Annotated in this window: 18 protein-coding genes; 10 read left to right on the top strand and 8 right to left on the bottom strand. The window is 67.8% G+C overall.

Annotated features, from left to right (window positions below; translation table 11 throughout):
* Positions 1-9: 9 nt before the first annotated feature.
* On the bottom strand, positions 10-1,365 hold the full coding sequence (locus AC5RVD_RS14910; RefSeq protein WP_494127346.1) for an MFS transporter: 1,356 nt from the start codon (positions 1,363-1,365) through the stop codon (positions 10-12).
* A gap of 33 nt (positions 1,366-1,398) precedes the next feature.
* Positions 1,399-2,337 (bottom strand): proteasome assembly chaperone family protein, encoded by a 939-nt coding sequence (locus tag AC5RVD_RS14915; protein ID WP_493987549.1) that lies wholly within the window; start codon positions 2,335-2,337, stop codon positions 1,399-1,401.
* 314 nt (positions 2,338-2,651) lie between these two features.
* Here AC5RVD_RS14915 and AC5RVD_RS14920 point away from each other — a divergent pair, with 314 nt between their 5' ends.
* From AC5RVD_RS14920 to AC5RVD_RS14940, 5 genes are all read left to right on the top strand, one after another.
* Positions 2,652-4,175, top strand: a complete 1,524-nt coding sequence (locus tag AC5RVD_RS14920; protein ID WP_494127347.1) for a leucyl aminopeptidase — start codon at positions 2,652-2,654, stop codon at positions 4,173-4,175.
* A 180-nt stretch (positions 4,176-4,355) separates the two neighbouring features.
* A complete protein-coding gene (lpdA, locus tag AC5RVD_RS14925; protein WP_494127348.1) occupies positions 4,356-5,738 on the top strand; it encodes a dihydrolipoyl dehydrogenase in 1,383 nt (460 codons plus the stop codon).
* A gap of 112 nt (positions 5,739-5,850) precedes the next feature.
* Entirely contained in the window at positions 5,851-7,620 is a 1,770-nt protein-coding gene (gene sucB / locus AC5RVD_RS14930; protein ID WP_494127349.1) for a 2-oxoglutarate dehydrogenase, E2 component, dihydrolipoamide succinyltransferase, read from the top strand.
* Positions 7,621-7,797: 177 nt separating this feature from the next.
* Positions 7,798-8,148, top strand: a complete 351-nt coding sequence (locus AC5RVD_RS14935; RefSeq protein WP_494113369.1) for a hypothetical protein — start codon at positions 7,798-7,800, stop codon at positions 8,146-8,148.
* A gap of 171 nt (positions 8,149-8,319) precedes the next feature.
* A complete protein-coding gene (locus tag AC5RVD_RS14940; protein WP_493987444.1) occupies positions 8,320-8,751 on the top strand; it encodes an OsmC family peroxiredoxin in 432 nt (143 codons plus the stop codon).
* A 73-nt stretch (positions 8,752-8,824) separates the two neighbouring features.
* Here AC5RVD_RS14940 and AC5RVD_RS14945 read toward each other — a convergent pair whose 3' ends face one another.
* On the bottom strand, positions 8,825-12,319 hold the full coding sequence (locus AC5RVD_RS14945) for a S41 family peptidase (protein WP_494127350.1): 3,495 nt from the start codon (positions 12,317-12,319) through the stop codon (positions 8,825-8,827).
* A gap of 9 nt (positions 12,320-12,328) precedes the next feature.
* Entirely contained in the window at positions 12,329-14,113 is a 1,785-nt protein-coding gene (locus tag AC5RVD_RS14950; protein WP_494127351.1) for a protein kinase domain-containing protein, read from the bottom strand.
* Positions 14,114-14,217: 104 nt separating this feature from the next.
* On the opposite strand from AC5RVD_RS14950, the gene lipB reads away from it, so the two are divergent.
* The 3 genes from lipB to AC5RVD_RS14965 all read left to right on the top strand — a co-directional run bounded on the left by lipB (position 14,218) and on the right by AC5RVD_RS14965 (position 16,794).
* Positions 14,218-14,934: a lipoyl(octanoyl) transferase LipB gene (gene lipB, locus AC5RVD_RS14955; RefSeq protein WP_494127352.1), complete on the top strand. Its 717-nt coding sequence runs from the start codon at positions 14,218-14,220 to the stop codon at positions 14,932-14,934.
* Positions 14,931-15,935, top strand: a complete 1,005-nt coding sequence (gene lipA / locus AC5RVD_RS14960; protein ID WP_494127353.1) for a lipoyl synthase — start codon at positions 14,931-14,933, stop codon at positions 15,933-15,935. Before lipB ends, lipA begins: the two co-directional genes overlap by 4 nt.
* A 103-nt stretch (positions 15,936-16,038) precedes the next feature.
* The gene (locus tag AC5RVD_RS14965; RefSeq protein ID WP_494113365.1) at positions 16,039-16,794 is read left to right on the top strand and encodes a DUF4191 domain-containing protein; all 756 of its coding nucleotides are present in this window, start codon (positions 16,039-16,041) and stop codon (positions 16,792-16,794) included.
* A 102-nt stretch (positions 16,795-16,896) separates the two neighbouring features.
* On the opposite strand, the gene AC5RVD_RS14970 is transcribed toward AC5RVD_RS14965, so the two are convergent.
* Complete coding sequence (locus AC5RVD_RS14970) at positions 16,897-17,334, bottom strand: RDD family protein (RefSeq protein WP_494113364.1); 438 nt, start codon at positions 17,332-17,334, stop codon at positions 16,897-16,899.
* A 235-nt stretch (positions 17,335-17,569) separates the two neighbouring features.
* Here AC5RVD_RS14970 and glnA point away from each other — a divergent pair, with 235 nt between their 5' ends.
* Positions 17,570-18,994, top strand: coding sequence for a type I glutamate--ammonia ligase (gene glnA / locus AC5RVD_RS14975; protein ID WP_494127354.1), 1,425 nt, complete (start codon positions 17,570-17,572; stop codon positions 18,992-18,994).
* 195 nt (positions 18,995-19,189) lie between these two features.
* Positions 19,190-19,387 carry a hypothetical protein gene (locus AC5RVD_RS14980; protein ID WP_494113361.1) on the top strand — a complete coding sequence of 66 codons (198 nt, stop codon included), beginning with the start codon at positions 19,190-19,192 and terminating at the stop codon, positions 19,385-19,387.
* Positions 19,388-19,402: 15 nt separating this feature from the next.
* On the opposite strand, the gene AC5RVD_RS14985 is transcribed toward AC5RVD_RS14980, so the two are convergent.
* The 3 genes from AC5RVD_RS14985 to AC5RVD_RS14995 all read right to left on the bottom strand — a co-directional run bounded on the left by AC5RVD_RS14985 (position 19,403) and on the right by AC5RVD_RS14995 (position 22,054).
* Positions 19,403-19,735 carry a cupin domain-containing protein gene (locus AC5RVD_RS14985; protein WP_494113360.1) on the bottom strand — a complete coding sequence of 111 codons (333 nt, stop codon included), beginning with the start codon at positions 19,733-19,735 and terminating at the stop codon, positions 19,403-19,405.
* Between the two features lie 127 nt (positions 19,736-19,862).
* Positions 19,863-20,591 (bottom strand): amino acid ABC transporter ATP-binding protein, encoded by a 729-nt coding sequence (locus AC5RVD_RS14990; RefSeq protein ID WP_494113359.1) that lies wholly within the window; start codon positions 20,589-20,591, stop codon positions 19,863-19,865.
* Entirely contained in the window at positions 20,588-22,054 is a 1,467-nt protein-coding gene (locus tag AC5RVD_RS14995; RefSeq protein WP_494113358.1) for an amino acid ABC transporter substrate-binding protein/permease, read from the bottom strand. Before AC5RVD_RS14995 ends, AC5RVD_RS14990 begins: the two co-directional genes overlap by 4 nt.
* Positions 22,055-22,073: the final 19 nt, after the last annotated feature.

Consider the following 22,073-nt stretch of genomic DNA (forward strand, 5'->3'; position numbering starts at 1 on the left):
GGAGGGTGCTTACCCGTCCCCGGTTCCGCCGTTCCCCCTGCGTTCCCGGATCCGTTCGCGACGCCGGCGGCGTTCCCGTGCCAGCGCGTCACGCAGCGGCGGCACGGTGATCCCTCCGTGCGACATCCGGGTGCGCACGCGTTTGCGCACGGCCAGCATCGCCAGCGTGCCCACGATCAGGAACAGGAACTGGAGGCTGAAGGCCAGCTTGAAGGAGTCCAGCGCGTACAGGTCTCCCTGTGAGAACCCGCTGGCCAGCAGGGCATCAAGGACTACGCCCATGCCGAGCATCACCAGCAGCGCCGAGACAAAGCCGCCGACGTTGACGATCCCGGTTGCTGTTCCGGCGCGGCTGAGCGGATTGAAGGTCCGGGCGAAGTCGAAGCCGATCATGGACCCCGGTCCCCCGACCGACACGGCCATGACCAGCAGCAGAAGCAGCCAATACGGGGCAGGGCCGGGGTAGACCAGCACGCACAGCCATGCCGCCGACATCGCCCCGACGATCAGCAGGACCATGGTGGAGCGCCTCAGGGGATGCCGGCCCACCCAGCGACCCAGCAACGGGCCCGCGACGAAGGAGGTAAGGACCGCGGCCGTCATCAGCACCGAGGCTTCCGTCGGCGTCAGGCCCTGGGCCGAGACCAGGAACGGGTAGCCCCACATGAGCATGAACACGTTCGCGGGGAACTGGAGCGTGAAGTGAGTCCACAGTCCCAGTCTCGTACCCGGTTCCCGCCACGCCTCGGCCAACGACGCCCCGGTCTGGCGCAAGGTCGGCTGCGGGGCCTTCCGCGGCTGGCCCGGCTCGTTGCGGACCACCGCGAGGGCAAGGACGAAGGCCACCGCCGAGAGCGCCGCAACGGAGAGGAACGCCGGCGTCCAACCCGCAAGGTTGAGGATGGCCACGAAAGGGATGACGCTGATCAGCTGGCCGATCTGGCCCAGCTGGCCGGTCAACTGGGTCAGCAGCGGGATCCGCTTCCCGCTGAACCAACTGGGCAGCAACCGCAGCACGGACACGAAGGTCATGGCGTCGCCGGCGCCGACCAGGACGCGTCCGGCCAGCCCTTCGGGAACGGAGGACGCGAAGGCCAGGGCGGTTTGCCCGGCCAGCATCAGCACGGCTCCTCCGGCCACCATCATCCGGGGCCCGTATTTGTCCACCATGAGGCCGACGGGTATCTGCAACCCCGCGTACACCACCAGTTGAAGCACGGTGAACGTCGACAAGGCGGCGGCGGTGGCATCAAAGCGCTCGGTGGCCTGCAGGCCCGCTACGCCAAAGGTTGTCCGCTGGGTGATCGCCACCAAGTAGGCGAATATCCCGCTCCCCCACACCCACCAAGCCCGCCGCGAATCCATTGCTCCATCTTGCCCACGGCCCGGGGCAAGGTACTAATCGGCGTCGCCGGACCCTGCGGAGGCTCCTTCGCCCCCGTCGTCGTCCGTGGCAGGCCGGGTGGCCAGGAAGGCCTCCACGGCCGCGCCGATTTCGTCGGCGTCGGGAAGCTCTTCGTTGTCCTTGACCAGCAGCGAGCGGCGCTCTTCGTGCCCCGCGTACTCGTCATACCGCTCTTCCAACCGGCCGACGACCCGCTGGACGTCGGCAGAGTCCTGTACCTGCCGGTCGATCTGGCTTTCGACCTCGCGTCCGGTCTCGCGCAGCCGGTCTGTCGGCAACGTCAGCGAGGTGGCGGCACCCACGTACTCCAGTGCCGCGACGGCGGCCGGTGGGTACTGGGCGTCGGACAGGTAGTGGGGCACGTGAATGGAATAGCCGACGACGTCGCGCCCCGCCTCGGCCAAACGCATTTCCAGCAGCGGGCCGATACCGGCCTGCAGCTCCGCCTGGGGCTTCCAGCTGGTGATGCCGTCGATCAGGTCCTGGCGCGAGCCGTGGACGGTGACGCCGATCGGGCGGGTGTGCGGCACCGGCATCGGAAGCGACTGGACCCACGCGACCAGCCGCGTCTGGAGCCGGTTCGCCAACCAGACGACCGCCCGGGAGAACCGCTCCCACTGGTAGTCGGGTTCGGGACCGGTCAACAGCAGGAACGGCGTGCCGAGCCCGTCGACCAGCCGGTAGAGCTCGATGGCGGGGGCCTCGTAGTCCGTGAAACGGTCTCCGGCGAAGGTGATGCGGGGCCGCCTGCTGCGATAGTCCACCAGTTGGTCAACGTCGAAGGAGGCGACCAGCTGTGCATCGAGCTCGTCGAGCAATTCGTCGCCGATCTGCTCCACCACATGACCGGCTTCGGCTGCACCGGTAAATCCCATGACGAGATCAAGCCCGCGCAGCGCAGGCGAGTCGAACAACTCCGCGTTGGTCGACATCAGCGACTGTGGATCCAGCAATGTGCCCTCCGTTCCGGCATCGTCTTTCCCTGCCGTGCATGGCTCTCTCGCAAGGTTCAGCGCCCGGGCGGGCGGAAAAATTCCTGCGCCGCCGGCCGTGACAGCGCGTGCGCGGCACCGGATCCGGTGCCGGAGAGACTACGATCGACAGGTGCAGGCCCTGTTCCGGCCAACCTCTATAGGCTCATTCCTGCTGGAACTACTGTAGACACAACGGTAAGCAACCGGTGAGCGGCGGCGGGCACCACCCGTCCGGCGCCGGCCGGCTGAAGGAGAAGTTAGGACAGATCTGCGTGATCCCCACGACCGAGCTCAAGCTCAGCGCCATTGCCAAAGATGTCAAAAAGGCCAAGTCAAACGCCCTCGTCATTGCAGTCGGACAAGACGGAGATGGTCCCGTCCTGCTGGAGAATCCGTTGCCGGCCAAGGCGTCGAAGACGCTGCAGGAGTCCCTTCCGCTGCTCGGTGTAACCGGGGCCGCCGACGAGGTGCACCGCCTGCCGGGGCTGCCCGACTCCGGGGCGGATGTGGTGGTGCTGGCCGGCGTCGGGAAATTGCTGCCCGGGCAGGCGCTGACGGAAGAAACCCTGCGCCGCACCGCCGGCTCGGCTGTGCGGCAACTCGCCGGGGTCCGGTCGGTGGCCCTGGGCCTGCCGGCCGGAACAGTCGCCGAAGCCGCGGCTGTTGCCGAAGGCGCGGCCCTGGGGGCCTATGACTTCAGCGATCACCGCACCCGCGGGGCCGGGGTTCGCGGCCCGGTGGCGGAAGCCACCGTCATCACGCCGGTCGCCGGCGATAAGGAACTGGCGAAGGCGCTCAAGCGGGCCTCGGTGCTGGGACGGGCGGTCAACGCGACGCGCTCCCTGGTCAACCAGCCGCCGAGCCACCTGTACCCCGAGTCGTTCGCCGAGGCTGCCACGCAGATGGCCAGGAACCTGCCGGTCAAGGTCACCGTCCTGGACGAGAACCGGCTGGCCAAGGACGGCTACGGCGGTTTGACCGGCGTCGGCAAGGGATCCAGCCGCCCGCCCCGCCTGGTCAAGGTGGAATACGCGCCGGTCCGGGCCAAGGCGAAGCTCGCCTTCGTGGGCAAGGGCATCACCTTCGACTCCGGCGGCCTCTCGCTCAAGCCGGCCACGGGCATGATGACCATGAAGTGCGACATGGCGGGCGCGGCCGTGGTGCTGAACGCTGTCCTGGCCATCGCCGAGCTGGGACTGCCGGTGAAGGCCACGGCGTGGCTTTGCCTGGCGGAAAACATGCCCTCCGGCACCGCATCCCGTCCCTCCGACGTATTAACCATGTACGGCGGCAAGACGGTGGAAGTGCTGAACACGGACGCCGAAGGCCGGCTGGTCATGGCCGACGGACTCGCTGCCGCCAGCGAGGAACATCCCGATGTCCTGTTGGACGTCGCCACCTTGACGGGTGCGCAGATGGTCGCGCTGGGAAGCCGGGTGGCCGCGGTCATGGGCGAAGAACCGGTACGTGATGCCGTCAAGGCCGCAGCCGACAGGGCGGGGGAACTGTTCTGGCCGATGCCGCTGCCGGAAGAACTTCGTCCCAGCCTGGACTCGCAGGTGGCAGATTTGTCCAACATGGGCGACAAGTACGGCGGCATGCTGACGGCCGCGATTTTCCTGCGCGAGTTCGTGGGCGAATCCGGCGGCGTGCGCATCCCGTGGGCCCATCTGGACATCGCCGGTCCGGCCTTCAACGAAGGCTCTCCGCACGGCTACACCCCGAAGGAGGGCACCGGCGTCGCCGTCCGCACGCTGGTTGCCTATGCCGAGGATGTGGTGGCCCGCAGCTCCTGAGCCTGCATGCTCGCCGCTTCCCCGCGTGAATCCGCACACAATCCGGCCTGTTGGGGCCGTCACCAACTAGATGATGGTATGCGGGAGGGCTAAGGTGAAACCCAACCAACTTCGTTCGTCAACCCCAATCAACTCATCGACGTGTCACCACACGTTGCGAACACGCGAGGGAGCGTTCACGTGGCCGATTCGGCAACAGCGCAAGAATTCGACATCCTGATCCTCGGCGGCGGCAGCGGCGGTTATGCCGCTGCCCTCCGCGCCGTGCAGCTGGGCTTCAGCGTCGGCCTGGTGGAAAAGGGCAAGCTCGGCGGCACCTGCCTGCACAACGGCTGCATCCCCACCAAGGCGCTGTTGCATTCGGCCGAGCTGGCCGACCATGCCAAGGACGCCGCGAAATACGGCGTGAACGTTAGCCTCGATTCCATCGACATGGCTGCCGTCAATGCCTACAAGGACGGGGTCATCGCCGGGAAGTTCAAGGGCCTGACCGGTCTGGTCAAGTCCAAGGGCATCACCGTCATCGAAGGTGAAGGCAAGCTCGTCGGCAAGGACACCATCGAGGTCGGCGGCACCGCCTACAAGGGCAAGAACATCGTCCTGGCCACCGGTTCCTACTCCAAGACCCTCCCCGGACTGGAAATCGGCGGCAAGGTCATTACCTCCGACCACGCCTTGAAGATGGACACCCTGCCCAAGAGCGCCGTGGTGCTCGGCGGCGGCGTCATCGGCGTCGAGTTCGCCTCGGTATGGAACTCGTTCGGCGTTGACGTCACCATCGTCGAGGGCCTGCCCTCGCTGGTGCCCAACGAGGACCCGGCCATCATCAAGCAGTTGGAGCGCGCGTTCAAGAAGCGCGGCATCAAGTTCAACACCGGCGTTTTCTTCGAAAAGGTGGAACAGAACGACGACGGCGTGGTGGTCACCCTCGCCGACGGCAAGACGTTCCAGGCCGACCTGATGCTGGTTGCCGTGGGACGCGGGCCGAGCACCGCAGGACTGGGCTTCGAGGAAGCCGGCCTCACGGTTGACCGCGGCTTCGTGGTCACCAACGAGCGGCTGCACACCGGCGTCGGCAACATTTACGCCGTCGGCGACATCGTCCCGGGCGTCCAGCTGGCCCACCGCGGATTCCAGCAGGGCATCTTCGTGGCCGAGGAGATCGCCGGCAACAAGCCGGCCCTCATCGAAGACATCAACATCCCGAAGGTCACCTACTGCGACCCGGAGATTGCCTCCGTCGGCCTCAACCAGCCGCAGGCCGAGGAGAAGTTCGGCAAGGACAACGTGGAAACCGTCGAGTACAACCTGGCGGGCAACGGCAAGAGCTCGATCCTGGGCACCAGCGGCATGATCAAGATGGTCCGCGAAAAGGACGGCCCCATTGTGGGCATGCACATGATCGGCGGCCGCATCGGCGAGCAGATCGGCGAGGCGCAGCTGATCGTCAGCTGGGAAGCCTACCCGGAGGACGTCGCCGCGCTCATCCACGCGCACCCCACGCAGAACGAGGCCCTCGGCGAAGCCGCCATGGCCCTGGCCGGCCGCCCGCTGCACGGGTAACAAGCCCTCCCCTGGTGCACCCGTCCCCGCCGGACGGGTGCACTAGGCTCAAGACAAGACTCGATGTACCGGCCAGGCCGGAAAAATAGACTCAAAGGAGAACGGGCACCACATGTCTGAAACCGTGAACTTGCCCGCCCTCGGTGAAAGCGTCACCGAAGGCACTGTGACCCGCTGGCTGAAACAGGTCGGCGACCGGGTCGAAGTCGACGAACCCCTGCTCGAGGTGTCCACCGACAAGGTCGACACCGAGATCCCCTCTCCGGTAGCCGGTGTGATCGAAGAGATCCTGGTGGCCGAGGACGAAACCGCCGACGTCGGAGCCCCGCTGGTGCGCATTGGCGACGGTTCCGGCTCAGGCGAGGCCGCCGAAGCAGCGCCGGCGGCGCAAGAGGAGGCGGAAGCTCCCCAGCAGGAGGCCGCGAAGCAGGAGGAGCCCCGGGAGGAGGCCCCGAAGCAGGAGGAGCCCCGGCAGGAAGCCCCTGCCGAGGAAGCTCCGGCCGCCGGTTCCGGCGAGGGCACGGAAGTCACCCTCCCGGCCCTGGGCGAAAGCGTTACCGAAGGAACGGTCACCCGCTGGTTGAAGCAGGTGGGCGACACGGTCGAGGTCGATGAGCCGCTGCTCGAGGTCTCCACCGACAAGGTCGACACGGAGATTCCGTCCCCGGTGGCCGGCACCGTGCAGGAAATCAAGGTCGCCGAGGATGAGACCGCCGAGGTCGGTTCAGTGCTCGCCATCATCGGCACCGGTGCCGGCCCCGCCAAGGCGGAGCCGAAGGGAGCGGAGCCGGTGGCCGCCGCGCCCGCCGAGGACCGCGAAGCCCCGGTGGCGGAACCGTCCGCCGAACAGCCGGCCGCCGAAGCCCCGAAGGCCGAGGCCCCCAAGGCCGAGGCCCCGGAGGCAGCAGCCCCCCAGGCGGCATCTGCCCCGGCCGCCGCCGAGTCCGCCGCCGGCCCGGACGCCGGCTACGTCACCCCGCTCGTGCGCAAGCTGGCCAACCAGCACGGCGTGGACCTGTCCACCGTCAAGGGCACCGGCGTGGGCGGACGCATCCGCAAGCAGGACGTGATGGAGGCAGCCGAAGCCGCCAAGCCAGCCGCAGCTCCCGCAGCTCCCGCAGCCGCCGCAAAGGCTCCGGCGGAAGCCGCGGCCTCGGCGAAGCGCGGCACCGTCGAGAAGGCGCCGCGGATCCGCCAGGTGATCGCCCGCCGGATGCGCGAATCGCTCGACGCTTCCACCCAGCTCACCCAGGTCCACGAGGTCGACATGACCAAGGTGGCCAAGCTGCGCGAGCGCGCCAAGAAGTCCTTCCAGGAGCAGAACGGCGTCAAGCTGACCTACCTGCCCTTCATCGCCAAGGCCGTCGCGGAGGCGCTCAAGCAGCATCCGAAGCTGAACGCCGAGTACGACGAGGAAAAGCAGGAGATCACCTACCACAACGCAGAGCACCTGGCGATTGCGGTGGATACCGACAAGGGCCTGCTGGTCCCGGTGATCAATGACGCCGGCAGCCTGAACCTGGCCGGCCTGGCGGGCAAGATCGCCGATGTTGCCGCACGTACCCGCAGCAACAAGATCGCCCCCGACGAGCTCTCCGGCGGCACCTTCTCGATCACCAACATCGGCAGCGTCGGGGCCCTGTTCGACACGCCGATCATCAACCAGCCGCAGGTGGGAATCCTCGGTACCGGCGCCATCGTCAAGCGGCCCATGGTGGTCCAGGATGAGAATGGCGACGATTCGATCGCCATCCGCTCGATGATGTACCTGTCCCTGACCTACGACCACCGTTTGGTCGACGGCGCAGATGCCGGCCGTTTCCTGCAGACGCTGCGGGCGCGCCTGGAAGCCGGACAGTTCGAGGCGGACCTGGGCCTCTAGCCCGGACTGCCCCGCGCGACGCACGAATCAGCGGCGGGCTGCGTTCCCCAGTGGACGCAGCCCGCCGCTGTGCTCTGCCGCCCTCGGCCCCCAGCCGTACTACGCAAGGTAGAAAAACCCCGTGCCGTCGCGGCATGGCGCGGATCCGGGCGCTTCCCCGGCCGATAGGCTGGGCCCATGGAGATCCTTTACAACATTTTCGTCTTCCTGCATATCGTCGGTGCTGCCATGATCGTCGGCATCTGGATCGGCAACATGAAGAAGCCCACGGTCCACCCCCGCCAATTCGACGGCGCCGCCCTGCAGCTCATTACCGGCATCATCATGATGGGCCTGATCCCGGCCTTGGCCATGGACGCCGACTACGTGAAGCTGACCATCAAGCTTGTCATCGGGCTCGTCGTGGGCGTCCTCGCGTTCATCGGCCGCCGCAAGTACAAGGCCGGCGAGCCGATTTCGGCCGGTCTGGCCCACTCCGTGGGCGGCCTGGCGCTGCTGAACGTCGCCATCGCCACCCTCTGGAACTGACCTTACGAATTCCCGCGCTGCGGCCGGCCCCGACCCGGGGCCGGCCGCAGTGGCCTTAACGGTGCCGCCGGACAGTCCGGCGCAACTCCCCTAGGATGAAGATGACGGCACCGGCCGACTCTGGCCGGGACCGGCGGAAAACGCATCCTGTACATCGACCAAGGAGGACACATGGCTACAACACGTTCTGCCAGCACCGAGTGGAACGGCGACCTGTTTAGCGGCGCCGGCCAGACTACGTTCGAAACGTCCGGCATCGGCACCTACGATGTCACCTGGAAGGCACGTGCGGACCAGTCCGAAGGAAAGACCAGCCCCGAAGAACTGCTGGCCGCCGCCCACGCCACCTGCTACTCGATGCAGTTCAGCAACATGCTCAAGGAGAACGGGACCACCGCCGAGAGCATTAAGACCTCGGCGGCCGTGGATTTCGTGCCGGGCACCGGCATCACCGAGATTCGCCTGACCGTGAACGCGACCGTGCCCGGGATCAGCGAGGACGACTTCCAGCGCCTGGCCTCCGGCGCCAAGGACACCTGTCCTGTTTCCGGCGCCCTGGCCTCAGTGCCGAGCATCACGATTGATGCCACCCTGGCCGGCTAGCGCACAAATCTTTCGTTGAAGAACCCCGGGCACCTTCGGTGTGCCCGGGGTTCTTCAATGTTCAGCCCGGCGCTCAGCCGGCCTCCTGCGGACGCGGCGGCAGCGGTCCGGGGCGCAGCACGGGATAACCGGCCCGCGCCGGCGGCTGGTCGGTCGGCAGTTCACCCAGCATCTCCTTGAGGATGCCGACGCTGTGCTCCAGCTGCGGGTCCTCCCCCGCCCCGTACGCATGGGGCGGGAACGGCACCTCGATGTCCGGGTCCACCCCGTAGTTCTCCACGCCCCAACCCACGCCCTGGGTGAACCAGAACGCGTACCGTGGCTGCGTGACACCGGTGCCGTCGGCCAGCGAGAACTTCGCGTCGATGCCAACCACCCCGCCCCAGGTCCGCGTCCCGACCACGGGACCGATTCCGCGCAGCTTGCTCACCTGGGTGATGATGTCGCCGTCGGACCCGGCGTATTCATCGGTGAGGACGACGACGGGGCCCCGCGGCGCATGTGCCGGGTACGTGCCCGGCTGCTCGCCGCGCGCGAGGTTCCATGCGGTGACCTTGCGACCGATCAACTCGGCCACCAGCTGCGAGGTATGGCCGCCCCGGTTGCGCCGTACGTCGATGACGAGCGCGTCCTTGGCGGTCTCCACATCCAGGTCGCGGTGCAGTTGTGCCCAGCCGCGCGCCACCATGTCCGGAATGTGGAGGTAGCCGAAGCGCCCGTTCGATGCCTCGCGGACGTTGCGGCGGTTCCCGGACACCCAGTTCTGGTACCGGAGCCGCTCCTCGTCGCGGATGGGGACCACCGCGATCCGCCGCTGCAGGCCGGCGTCCGGGCTGCCCGCCCCGTTAACGATGGTCAGTTCAACGGTCTTGCCGGCCGCGCCGACCAGCAGCGGCGCCGGGCCTGCCAGCGGATCCACGGGGATGCCGTCCACCGCCGCGATCACGTCACCCGGGTCCACTGCTGCGCCCGGAGCCGTCAGCGGGGACAGCGCCAGCGGATCCGATGATTCTCCGGCAAGGATCTTCTGCACGGTCCAGCCCGCCTCGGTCCGCGCCAGGTCGGCGCCGAGCCGTCCCTGTTTCCCGGAGCCCGGTTCCGCGACGGGCGGTGGCGAAACGTACGCGTGCGAGGTGCCGAGTTCGCCGTGCAGCTCCCAGAGCAGGTCCACCAAGTCGTCGTGCGACCCAAGTCGTTCCACCAGGGGCCGGTAACGGTCGTAGACGCCTTGCCAGTCCAGCCCGGCCATGTCCTCGGCCCAGTAGAAGTCGCGCTGCAGCCGCCAGGCCTCGTCGAACGCCTGTCCCCAGACCTTGAGCGGTTCGAGCGTGACCCGGATCCGGCTCAGGTCGACCTGCACGCTCTCGGGCGAGTCGTCGTCGACCTTCCCGGCGGCCGGCACGGCCTTCACCTGCGCCTTGTGCACGTACACGATCCGTTTGCGGTCCTGGGACACCTCATAGGAGTCCACGGCCGGCACCAGCACGGAAACCTCCCGGCGGGAGAGGTCGAACCGCTCCAGCCGCTGGGCCTGCTCCGGCTCCTCCGCCGACGCGCGTCCCTCTCCGGTGACACCGGCGGGATCACTGGCCAGCCACAGCAGGGCTCCTTCGACCGCGCTGAGGTCCGTGTAGCGGCCTTGCTGGACCGGGACCGGGATGATCCGCTCGGCCAGCCGTTCGGCGTCCACAACCACCTCGGTGACGGCGGGCGCGGCCTGGTCCTCCCCGTTCGGGGAACCGTATGGCTCCTTCCCCGCTGCCGGCGGCGCGTCCGGCAGCGTGCCGTGCACCGACGGGCCGAACGGCGAAGACGTGGCAGCGGCCAGGGCCACCAGGAACGGCTTGGTCGATTCGGGGAAACCCAGATCGAAGCTGTGGGTGGAATAGACCGGATCGAAGCTCCGTTCGGAGAGGAACGCGGCGAACTTGCCGTCCGGGGTGAAGGCCGGCCCATGGTCGCGGAAACGTCCGTCGGTCACGTCGACGATACCGCCGGTGCCGTCGGCCCGGGCCAGCCGCAGGCGGGTGCGGGTGCCCTCCGCGGTGACCGGCTCGGCCCACAGGATCCAGCGGGAATCCGGTGAAAAGACCAGCTCACCAACGGCCCCGTGGTCGGTGCCGGAGAGGCGGCGCAGCTCCCCGTTTCCGGCGTCCAGGACCAGTACCTGCCCGTATTCGGTGGCCACTGCCGCCAGCGACCCGTCCGGACTGGCGGCAAGCGCGCTCACCCGGTCCGGTCCGGGCAGCTCCACGCGGCGCAATTGCTGCGGCTCCAGCGCTTCGGCGGAACGCGCGTCCGGTTCCCGGCTCTCCGTGCCGGCGCCTTGCTTTCCGCCGGAACGCACCTCCACGATGGGCTGGGATTGGGTCGGATGGACGACGGCGGAGGCGGACACCGGGCGGGGCAAGCCGTCGGGCTCCGGTTCGGCAGGGGCCGGCGCGGTTGCGGCGGGAGCAGGCTGGTCGCCCCGGGGAAGTTGTTCGAAGACCTGGCGGATGTAGAGGGCTTCCTCGCCGTCGTGGTCGGCGACGTAGACCACCCGCGTGTCGCCGAGGGGCCGCGCCAGCCGGGCGCGGACACCGGGCGTCGATTCCACCGCGCGCGAAGGCCCGTCCCGGTGGGTCAGCCAGTGCACTGTGCCGTGCGTTTCGATGACGGACGCGGTTCCCTTGGGATTCGGGACGGCGGACGCCAGGTGCTGTGCCACGTTGAGTGGGCGGCCGCGGCGGCTCGTGGATGCCGAGCCCAGCGTGATCCGGAGCCGGCGCGGTGCCGCGTCCAGGGAGTCGAGGAGCCAGAGTTCACCGGCGGATTCGAAGACCACCCGGTTGCCGTCCGTCGCGGCATGGCGGACATAGAAACCGTCGTGGTCGGTGTGCCGGCGGAGGTCTGTTCCGTCCGGCCGCAGCGAATACAGATTGCCGTAGCCTTCGTGGTCGCTCAGGAACGCGATCCGGTTGCCGATCCACATCGGGTCTGCCAGGTTGCCGTCGAGATCGGCCGCCAGGCGCTCGAACTCGCCGCCTCCGTCCCGGTCGATCCACAGCTTGCCGGCCGTACCGCCGCGGTAACGCTTCCACCAAGCCGGTTCGCGAGAGAGCACGCTCCCGACCACCAGCGGACGCTCGTCGCCGAGTTCCGGCCCGAACGCGATCGAGTCGACGGGCCCGAAGGGCAGGACGCGGGCGCCGGAGCCGTCCAGCGGCACAGCGTAGGCCCAGGTATGACGCGACTCTTCACGTTCGAAGGAACTCGTCACCAGTGCGTCGCCGGCAGGCGTGAATCCTTTTACCCTGGTGGAGGCATGCCCCCAGTACGTCAGCTGGCGGAACCCTCCGCCGTCGACCGACGCGGTGACAGCCTCGGGCGCGCTGGCCTGCACCACACCCCAGGCCAGGTGCTGCCCGTCCGGCGAGAACCTGGGGTTCCTGGCCGGCAGTTGCAGCGACGAGACACGCCACGCCCGGCCGCCGGCAAGGGGTGCAACCCACACGTCGTCCTCTGCGACGAACGTGACAAGATCGCCGTGCACGTGCGGGTAGCGGAAGTAGCTCGATGAAGTCATGCCTCGATCTTAGTCACGGCCTGCGCCGGCCCTGGGGTCATCGGAGCGGCGGGGCGCCTCATGGACGGCCTGGATCAGCCAGCCGGCGTCCTGCCTGACCATCTCCAGTTGGACCCGTTGCACGCTGGGTTCGGCGCGTCGTCCCACCACGCTGCCGTCGGCGGCCACCTGCCGGAACGCCGACGTGGTGACCGTCGCGGCCACCGTTACTTTTCCTCCGCCTTGCGCCGCCGGAGCAGCGGTTACGTCCTCCACCGTGGTTTCCAGGCCCTCGAGCCAACTCCCCGAGCCCGCCAGTGCCGCGATGATCTCCCGGTCCGTGTCCATGACGGCCGTTCCGGGGACGTTGACTTGGTCGAGCAGCGTCGCATCGCGCGTCCTGACCGCTTCGGTGCGCAACCAGGCCAGGGCGGGCACGGCCGCGGCGGCATCGTCGCCCCGCAGCGCCTGCCCCAGGGCCGCCGGCAGGACCTGGGCCTCGGGGGGAGAAGGCGGCTGTGCTTCGCGCTGCCCCGCGGACACCTGTTGCACGGACTGGCCGCGGCCCGGCGACCGCCCGGCGTCTGCGCCGTTCGGCGGAGCAGGCGCCAAGGCGCCCGCCAGGGCGGACAACAGTCCCGCTGCCGCCGCCGCCGCGGTCATCGCCAGTACTGCCCTCGCCCACCGGCCGGCGGCCGGCCGGGCATCGCCCCGGGACCGAGGCCGGGCATCGCCCCGGGACAGGGGCCGGGCATCGCCCCGGGACAGGGGCAGGGGAAACGGTGGCAGCGGTCCCCCGTCCCGGCGGCCCGCCGCCTTTCCCGCCGCCTGCCGCCGGGTCAACAATTGGCTGGCAACGGAGGGATGCGCCGACGCCGTCAAATCCAGCGCCTCCGGCTTTGCGGTCCGAATCGCCCGGCGGGCGAACTCCGCCGCCGAGGGGCGCTCCCCCGCACGCTCGGCCAGTCCGTCTTCCAGGAGGGCCACCAGATCATCCGGCACCTCGGGCACCAACGCCGCCAGCGGCGGCCGCTGTGCGGTGGCACCGGGCACCCGGCCGGTGAGCGCGAACCAACCGATGGCCGCCAGCGCATAGTTGTCCGCTTCGGGATCCAGGCCCCCTCCGCCGGACCCGCCGCCCGGTGCCCCGAACCCCGGCGTGCCCGCCGCCGGCGGGCGGTCGCTGCCCAGCGCACGGGCGACACCCAGGTCGGCCAGCAGCGGCTTGCCCACGGCGGTGAACAGCACATTGCCGGGCGAGACGTCCCCGTGCACGGTCCCGATCCCGTGCAGGTAATCCAGAACCTGGGCGACCGGAGTCAGAATCGTTACCACCTCGCCCACGGCCAGCGGTCCGCGGGCGGCGACGAGTGCCGCGAGCGAGCCGCCGGCAGCATACTCCAGCAGCAGCCCCGGCCCGCGATCAGTTTCCACGTGGCCATGGACGGGCAGCAGGTGCTCATGCCGCGCGTCCGTCAACAGGGACAGTTCATGGTCGGCGGCAGCAGCAGCCGCGGTCCCCTGCTGCCCCTCCGCCGCAATCGCCCAGGGCGCTGGCTCGCCCTCCCCGGCGGCATATCCTTGCCGGGCCGCGCGCCGCACGGGCGGCGGGCCTCCCGCGTCGTCGGTGGGCGGAGCAGGAGGCACGGACAGCACCTTCAGTGCATACTCCGTTCCGGTCGCCGTATCGCGGACAAGCCAGACCGAGGCTGATGCGCCGCTGCCCAGCCATCGCTGCACATGCAACCCCGGCGCCGCCGGGCGCGGCGGTTCCGGCTCCACGGAGGCTGCGCCAGGTGTCTGCCCATCTTCCATGGACCACTTCTACTCCGTCCGACTGCTGCGTGCAGAAGTTATCCACAGCAATTGTGGCGCTACACAAATAGCAGTGCCCGGCCCTCGAAGCGTAGTCTTGCTGAATGGCTCTTGAGTTTTCACGACTGGGCTTCGCCCCTGACTACGTCGACTATGAAGAAGGCTGGGCGCTGCAGCGCAAGCTGCACGCTGAAGTCGTGGCTGGGACGGCGCCCAGCACCGTGCTGTTGCTCGAGCACAGTGCCGTCTACACCGCCGGCAAGCGCACCGAAGACCATGAGCGGCCGCTGGACGGCACCCCCGTGGTCAGTGTGGACCGTGGCGGCAAGCTGACCTGGCACGGCCCCGGCCAGTTGGTGGGTTATCCCATCGTGGCCCTTCCCGATCCCACCCGGGTGGCCGACTACGTCGACATCCTCGAGCAGGTCCTGATCAACGTGCTCGCCGATTACGGCGTGGCCGGCACCAGGATGGAGGGCCGCTCCGGCGTCTGGATCGAGGCCGACGAGCGCAACCCCGCCCGCAAGATCGCCGCCATCGGCATCCGCGTCAACCGCCGGGTAACCATGCACGGCTTCGCGCTTAACTGCCGGAACGACCTGGCACCCTACAGCCAGATCATTGCCTGCGGCATTACCGACGCCGGCACCACCACCATCCAGGCCGAGACCGGGCTGGACGTTGCCCCGGCCGACATCGCAGACCGGGTGGAGGCAGAACTCCGCTCGTTCGAAACATCACTGGTCAAGACGGGCACCCCCGGACCCGCGGCCACCGACACCGACACTGGTCACCGCCAGACCGAAGGAGCCCTGTTGTGACGCTCGCCCCTGAAGGACGCCGCCTGCTGCGCGTCGAGGCCCGCAATGCCGCCACCCCCGTAGAGCGCAAGCCGGACTGGATCAAGGCAAAGGTCAACATGGGCCCCGAGTACGTGGGCATGAAGAACCTGGTCAAGAAGGAGGGGCTGCACACCGTCTGCGAAGAGGCAGGCTGCCCCAATATTTTTGAATGCTGGGAAGACCGCGAGGCAACATTCTTGATCGGCGGATCCGAGTGCACGCGCCGCTGCGATTTTTGCCAGATTCACACGGGAAAGCCTTCCCCCGTCGACATCCTGGAACCCACGAAGGTCGCCCAGTCGGTCCAGCAGATGAACCTGCGCTACGCCACCGTCACCGGCGTCGCCCGCGATGACCTGGCCGACGAGGGCGTGTGGCTCTACGCCGAGACCATCCGGAAGATCCACGAACTCAACCCGGGCACCGGCGTCGAAATCCTGATTCCGGACTTCTCCGGAAAGCCCGAACACATCGCGGCCATCTGCGAAGCCCAACCGGAGGTGTTCGCGCACAACGTGGAAACCGTGCCCCGGATCTTCAAGCGCATCCGGCCGGCCTTCCGCTATGAGCGTTCGCTGGACGTCATCGCCCAGGGCCGCGACCACGGCATGGTGACCAAGTCCAACCTGATCCTGGGCATGGGCGAGACCCGCGAAGAAATTTCCGAGGCGCTGCGCGATCTCCACGCCGCCGGCTGCGACCTGGTGACCATCACCCAGTACCTGCGCCCGACCGAGCGCCACCACCCGGTAGAGCGCTGGGTGAAGCCGGAGGAGTTCGTGGAACTGAGCCAGGAGGCCGAGGAAATCGGCTTCCTGGGTGTGATGAGCGGACCGCTGGTGCGCTCGTCCTACCGTGCCAGCCGTCTCTGGGCCACCGCCATGCGCAAGAAGGGCCTGGAGCTTCCGCCCCAGCTCGCGCACATCGGCGAGTCCGGCAGCACCCGCCAGGAAGCCGCCACGCTGATGGCTGCCCGGTAACTGAACCGCCGGAACCGCGGTCCGGGAGCCTGCCGGCTGCCGGACCGTTGCCGTGTCCGCATCCGGCACGAGAGCCTCCTCCGTCACGATAGAATTGGACATTATGGCCCATAGCACCGATTCCGACGCCCCGAAGCGGGGTCTCTTCTCACGCAAGCCCAAGGCTGGGAAACCGTCCAAAGCCAACAAGCAGCCCGGCCGGCTGAAGCAGATCGGCCAGGTCTTCCGGATGACCCGGCGCAACGACCCGAACGTTGTCTGGTTCATGCTTTTGGCGTTCCTCGGCATCGTCGCCGTCGGCCTGGTCATTGGCCTGCTGATCAACAACTGGGTCACGCTGCTGATCATCTCCATCCCGCTGGGCCTGCTGGCCGCCACCTTCATCCTGTCGCGGCGCGCCGAACGTGCGGCGTTCTCGCAGATCGAGGGCCAGCCCGGTGCTTCCGGGGCGGCGCTCAGCGTGCTGCGCCGCGGCTGGATCCTGCAGGACCAGCCGGTGGCCGTGAACCCGCGCACCCAGGACGCCGTATTCCGCGCCGTGGGCCGCCCCGGCATTGTGCTGGTAACCGAGGGCCCCTCGCACCGGGTGCGGCAGCTGGTCGAGTCGGAGCGGCGCCGGATGCGCCGCATCCTGCCCAACGTCACGATCCATGTGATCGAGACCGGCCGCGGCGAAGGCCAGGTGGAGCTGAGCAAGGTGGCCAAGACCGTGCAGAAGCTCAAGAAGGAACTGACCAAGCAGGAAGTCAGCGCCGTGGACAAGCGGCTGTCGGCCCTGGGCAGCAACAAGCTCCCCATCCCGAAGGGCGTGGACCCGTTCAAGGCCCGCCCGGATCGCAAGGCCATGCGCGGACGCTGATCCTCCCCCCTGACATCCCGAGAGGCTGCCGGTTCCCACCGGCAGCCTCTCGGGTTTAACGGGTTGGCGTTGATCGGGGTTGACGCACGCTTGGGCGCTGCCTCAGCGGCGCACCAGGACGGTGCCCATGGCACGATCGTGGAAGCCGCGCTGGTCGGGGTCGAAAATGACGGCCGGAATCACCAGGCACAGGAGAGCGGTGCGCACGACGGCGGCCAGCAACCCGGGTGCGGAGCCGTCGAGTTTGCGCACGTGGATGCCGAGCAGGCGGTGGCCGAAACTGTAGCCGAGCGTCCCCACCAGCAGCAGCTGCTCGACGGCGAACACTGCCAGGATGGCCAGCTGGCTGCCGCCCAGGAAGGCGTTCGCGATCGCATAGCACAGGAGCCAGTCAATGAGCAGCGCCACCATCCGGCGCCCCGGACGCGCAATTGAGCCGGAGCCGGACTGCGGGAGCCCGAGCCGCTGCCCGGGCCATTTCTGGATGTTGGACTGCGGGGGGCCTTCGAGCCAGGAACCAAGATCGCGTCTGCTTACCACCCCTCAAGTTTACCGGTCACGCCTGCCGCCGGCTTCCCCGGGGTGCGGGCCCGGAGTTGCTGCCGGTAAAGTGTGAAGACCCCAGACGGTAAACTTGCAGTGCACATCGATTTCGTAACCTGCCCGAAACAATTGCGACACTGTCGGGAAATTCCCTGCTCCTATTGTTGTAACTGTTGCCGGCCCCGTTCAGCGGAGGCAGGTTCCCCCAGAATGCGTAAGGAGCATGACCCCGATGTTCAAGAATGCGGACGAGGTCCTCAAGTACATCGCCGACGAAGACGTGAAGTTCGTCGATATCCGTTTCACCGATCTGCCCGGCGTCCAGCAGCACTTCAACGTGCCGGCCAAGACCGTTGACGCGGACTTCTTCGTGAACGGCCAGCTCTTCGACGGCTCCTCGATCCGCGGCTTCCAAGGCATCGCCGAGTCCGACATGCAGCTGATCCCCGATGTTTCCACCGCCTTCATCGACCCGTTCCGCGTCGAGAAGACGCTGGCGCTGAACTTCTCCATCGTGAACCCGCGCACCGGCGATCCCTACCACCGCGACCCCCGCGGCGTGGCCGAGCGCGCCGAAGCGTATCTGGCCTCCACCGGAATCGCCGACACCGCGTTCTTCGCCCCGGAAGCCGAATTCTTTATTTTCGACGACGTCCGCTACCAGTCCAGCCCCGAGCATTCCTTCTACAGGGTGGACTCGGTCGAGGCGTACTGGAACTCCGGGAAGAGGGAAGAAGGCGGGAACCAGGGGTACAAGACGCCGGTCAAGGGCGGCTACTTCCCGGTGGCCCCCACCGACAAGCAGGCGGACCTGCGCGACGCGATCTGCGTGGAGCTGGACGCCGTCGGCCTCGAGGTCGAGCGCTCCCACCACGAGGTCGGTGCCGCCGGCCAGGCCGAGATCAACTACAGGTTCAGCACCCTGACGCACGCCGCCGACGATCTGCTGAAGTTCAAGTACATCGTCAAGAACGTCGCCGACGCCTGGGGCAAGTCCGCCACGTTCATGCCCAAGCCGGTCTTCGGCGACAACGGCTCCGGGATGCACTGCCACCAGTCGCTCTGGACCGCCGGGCAGCCGCTGTTCTACGACGAGAAGGGCTACGCCGGCCTCTCCGACACCGCCCGCTGGTACATCGGCGGCCTGCTCAAGCACGCTTCCGCGGTGCTGGCGTTCACCAACCCGACGGTGAACTCCTACCGCCGGCTGGTCAAGGGCTTCGAGGCCCCGGTGAACATGGTCTACTCGCAGGGCAACCGCTCGGCCGGCATCCGCATCCCGATCACCGGCTCCAACCCCAAGGCCAAGCGCATCGAGTTCCGCGCTCCGGACCCCAGCTCCAACCCCTACCTCGCCTTCGCCGCCCAGCTGATGGCGGGGCTGGACGGCATCAAGAACCGCATCGAGCCGGCCGACCCGATCGACAAGGACCTGTACGAGCTGCCCGCCGAGGAAGCCAAGGACATTCAGAAGGCTCCGGGTTCGCTGGAGGAAGCGCTCGAGGCACTGGAGGCGGACAACGAGTTCCTGCAGGCCGGCGGTGTCTTCACCCAGGACCTGATCGACACCTGGATCGCCTACAAGCGCGAAGAGGAAATCTTGCCGCTGGCCGCCCGCCCGAATCCGTACGAATTTGAGCTCTATTACGGCTGCTGACGGCTGATGCTGCAGGATCGCGGCTAGTCCACGGCATTGTCGTACAACGCGTGAGGCTCCTCCCGCCATGGGAGGAGCCTCACGCGTTCTCTGCGCTCCCGGCGCTTTCCCCCGTCATCCGATCGGGGCCGCACCGGTGAGCCGCCGCCGGAAAGAGCCTCGGCTGAAACGTCGAGGCGTGGCAAAATGAACCCTATGGGCGAGAGCGGGGGGCCCGCACCTCAAAGCCGGACGCCGCGACCGGTCAGGGCCGCGCTCATCGGCGCTGCCGTCACCTTCCTGGTGTTCCTGGTCATCCTGCGCGTCGGAGTCGCCTATTCGCTGGTGCTGACCGCCACCGCGCTTCTGTTCGCGGGAGTGGTGGCGATCATCCGCAGCGCGCTGCGCGGGTAAGGCGCAGTGCGCCGCTCAGCCGTCCCGGTGTGTCTCGGTGACGGCGGTAAGCAGGAACACCGAGTCCTCGGACGCCTCCACCGAGTGCCGCTCCTGCGGGATCACGGCGAGCTGGTTCTCGTTGACCGCCATGCGGCCGGACGCGGACACCACGGTGACCGCCCCTTCCAGGACCAGCAGCGTGCCGGCCAGCGGAGCGTTGTGCTCCCCCAGTTCGGCGCCTGCCTTCAACGCCAACACCGTCTGGCGCAACGGACCGTCCTGGGCCACCAAGGCGGCACTGCGTCCGTGCGGGGCTCCGACGGCCACGGCCAGGTGTTCGCGTCCAAGCACATCGATGTCGGTCATGTCCGGCGCCTCCTTCGGTTGGGTTCCGGCCTCAGCCTAACCCGGAGCCCTGTTCCCGGCCACACTGGCGGGGCGAGGCCCGACGGCGGTGCCCCCCGCGCATCGGAGGGGCACCGCCGTCGGCCGGTCAGAGGACCTTGGCCAGAAAGTCCTGGGTACGTGCCTGCTGCGGAGCGCCGAAGAGTGCCTCCGGCCTGCCTTCTTCCACGATGTAGCCGTCGGCCATGAAGATGACGCGGTCGGAGACTTCGCGGGCGAAGCCCATCTCATGGGTGACCACCACCATCGTCATGCCTTCGGCCGCCAGGTCCTTGATGACCTGCAGCACCTCCCCCACCATCTCCGGGTCCAGGGCGCTGGTGGCCTCGTCGAAGAGCATGATGTCGGGGTTCATGGCCAGTGCCCGCGCGATGGCGACGCGCTGCTTCTGCCCGCCGGAGAGCTGGGCCGGGCGGGCGTCGGCTTTCTCGGACAGCCCGACCCTCTCCAGCAGTTCCAGGGCCTTGTTCCGTGCTGCGGCCTTGCCGAGCTTCTTGAGCTCCACCGGGGCCAGCATGATGTTCTCCAGCACCGACTTGTGCGGGAACAGGTTGAAGTGCTGGAAGACCATGCCGATGTGCTGGCGCACCTTGTCCAGGTCGACCTTCGGGTCGGTCAGGTCGAAACCGTCGACGACCACGGTTCCCCCGCTGATGTCCTCCAGCTTGTTCAGGCAGCGCAGGAAGGTCGACTTGCCCGAGCCGGACGGCCCGATCACGCAGACGACTTCGCCTTCGGCCACCTCGACGTCGAGGCCCTTGAGGACCTCGTTGCTGCCAAAGCTCTTTTTCAGTCCGGCGACGTGAATCTTGCTCACTTGTTGAACCTCTTATCCAGGATGTTGGAAAGCTTGATCAGCGCGGTGATCACCACGAAGTACAGCGCCGCCACGATCAGCAGGGTTTCGCCGGTGCGGAAGTTGGAGGCGTAGATCTGCTGGCCCTGGTAGGTCAGTTCGGCGAAACCGATGACCGCCAGCAGGGAGCTGTCCTTGAGGGTGATGACGAACTGGTTGATGAAGCTGGGGGTCATGATCTTGACCGCCTGCGGGATCACGACCTTCTGCATGGATTTAACGTAGCCCAGGCCCAGGCTGCGGCTGGCTTCCATCTGGCCGGGATCCACGGACTGGATGCCGCCGCGGACGATCTCCGTCATGTAGGCGCCGGCGTTCAGGCTCAGGGTCAGCACGCCTGCGGTGAGGACGTCGATCGGCGCGCCGGTCAGCTGCGGCAGGCCGAAGTAGAAGAAGAACGCCTGGACCAGCAGCGGCGTGCCGCGGAAGATGCCCACATAGGTGGTCGCGATCCCGCGCAGCACGATCCGGCGGGATACCTTCAGGAACCCGAAGGCGACGCCCAGGACCAGGGCGATGAGGATGGACAGCGCCGTGGCGAACAGCGTGAGCCCCAGGCCCTTCATCAGGGCGGGAAGGCTGTCTGTCAGCAGCTGCCAGAAGCTGCTCTTCCCGGCGGTCTCCGGCGAGGCTAGGTACTTGTCCAGGATCTGCTGGTATTCGCCGCTGGCCTTGAGTTCGGCCAGGCCGGCGTTGAAGGCCTGGATCAGTTCGGGATTCTGGTCCTTGTTCACCGCGAAGCCGTAGGAACTTCCGCGTTCCTTCTCCGTGACGGCCTTCAGTCCGTTGTTCTGGGCTATGCCGTAGGCCAGCACCGGGTAGTCGTCGAAGACTGCCACGGAGTTGCCGGCCTTGACGTCGTCGTACATGGTGGCCGACTGGTCCAGCGGCTTGACCGTGAACCCGTACTCTTCTGCGATCGAGTCGGCAAAGGCTTCACCCTCGCTGCCGCGCTTGACCGCGACTGTCTCGCCCGCGAGGTCCTCGTACGACGTGATCTCGTTGTTGCTCTGCGCCACGGCCATCTGCACGCCCGAGTCGAAGTACGGGTCGGAGAAGTCGAAGACCTGCCGGCGTTCGTCCGTGATGGACATGCCGGCGATGACTCCATCCACCTGGTTGGACTGCAGGGCCTGCAGGGCGGCGTCGAACCCGAGCGAACGGATTTCCACCTCGAAGCCCTGGTTCTCGGCGATCGCCCGCAGCAGGTCCATGTCGATGCCGACCAGTTCGCCGCCCTGGCGGAACTCGAAGGGCGCGAACGTCGTGTCGGTACCGATGACGTAGCTCTCGCCGCTGGCGCTCTGCGGTGCCTGGGCCGCAGCCGCGGCCGCGTTGCCGCCGAAGACCAGCGAGAGCACCGCCAGCAGCCCGGTCAGGGCCAGCAGGCGCCGTCCCAGCCCGGTGCGTTGGAGGGTGTGCAAACTAAACAGCTCCTAGATT

The sequence above is a fragment of the Arthrobacter sp. THG-b23 genome (assembly GCF_059091265.1).

Bases quoted from the DNA above. Each gene is read 5' to 3' on its own strand.
- AC5RVD_RS14945 (WP_494127350.1), bottom strand. From the start codon at position 12,319: ATGACTTCATCGAGCTACTTCCGCTACCCGCACGTGCACGGCGATCTT.
- AC5RVD_RS14950 (WP_494127351.1), bottom strand. From the start codon at position 14,113: ATGGAAGATGGGCAGACACCTGGCGCAGCCTCCGTGGAGCCGGAACCG.
- AC5RVD_RS14940 (WP_493987444.1), top strand. From the start codon at position 8,320: ATGGCTACAACACGTTCTGCCAGCACCGAGTGGAACGGCGACCTGTTT.
- AC5RVD_RS14965 (WP_494113365.1), top strand. From the start codon at position 16,039: ATGGCCCATAGCACCGATTCCGACGCCCCGAAGCGGGGTCTCTTCTCA.
- AC5RVD_RS14935 (WP_494113369.1), top strand. From the start codon at position 7,798: ATGGAGATCCTTTACAACATTTTCGTCTTCCTGCATATCGTCGGTGCT.
- glnA (WP_494127354.1), top strand. From the start codon at position 17,570: ATGTTCAAGAATGCGGACGAGGTCCTCAAGTACATCGCCGACGAAGAC.
- AC5RVD_RS14910 (WP_494127346.1), bottom strand. From the start codon at position 1,365: ATGGATTCGCGGCGGGCTTGGTGGGTGTGGGGGAGCGGGATATTCGCC.
- AC5RVD_RS14980 (WP_494113361.1), top strand. From the start codon at position 19,190: ATGGGCGAGAGCGGGGGGCCCGCACCTCAAAGCCGGACGCCGCGACCG.
- lipB (WP_494127352.1), top strand. From the start codon at position 14,218: ATGGCTCTTGAGTTTTCACGACTGGGCTTCGCCCCTGACTACGTCGAC.
- sucB (WP_494127349.1), top strand. From the start codon at position 5,851: ATGTCTGAAACCGTGAACTTGCCCGCCCTCGGTGAAAGCGTCACCGAA.
- AC5RVD_RS14915 (WP_493987549.1), bottom strand. From the start codon at position 2,337: ATGTCGACCAACGCGGAGTTGTTCGACTCGCCTGCGCTGCGCGGGCTT.
- AC5RVD_RS14985 (WP_494113360.1), bottom strand. From the start codon at position 19,735: ATGACCGACATCGATGTGCTTGGACGCGAACACCTGGCCGTGGCCGTC.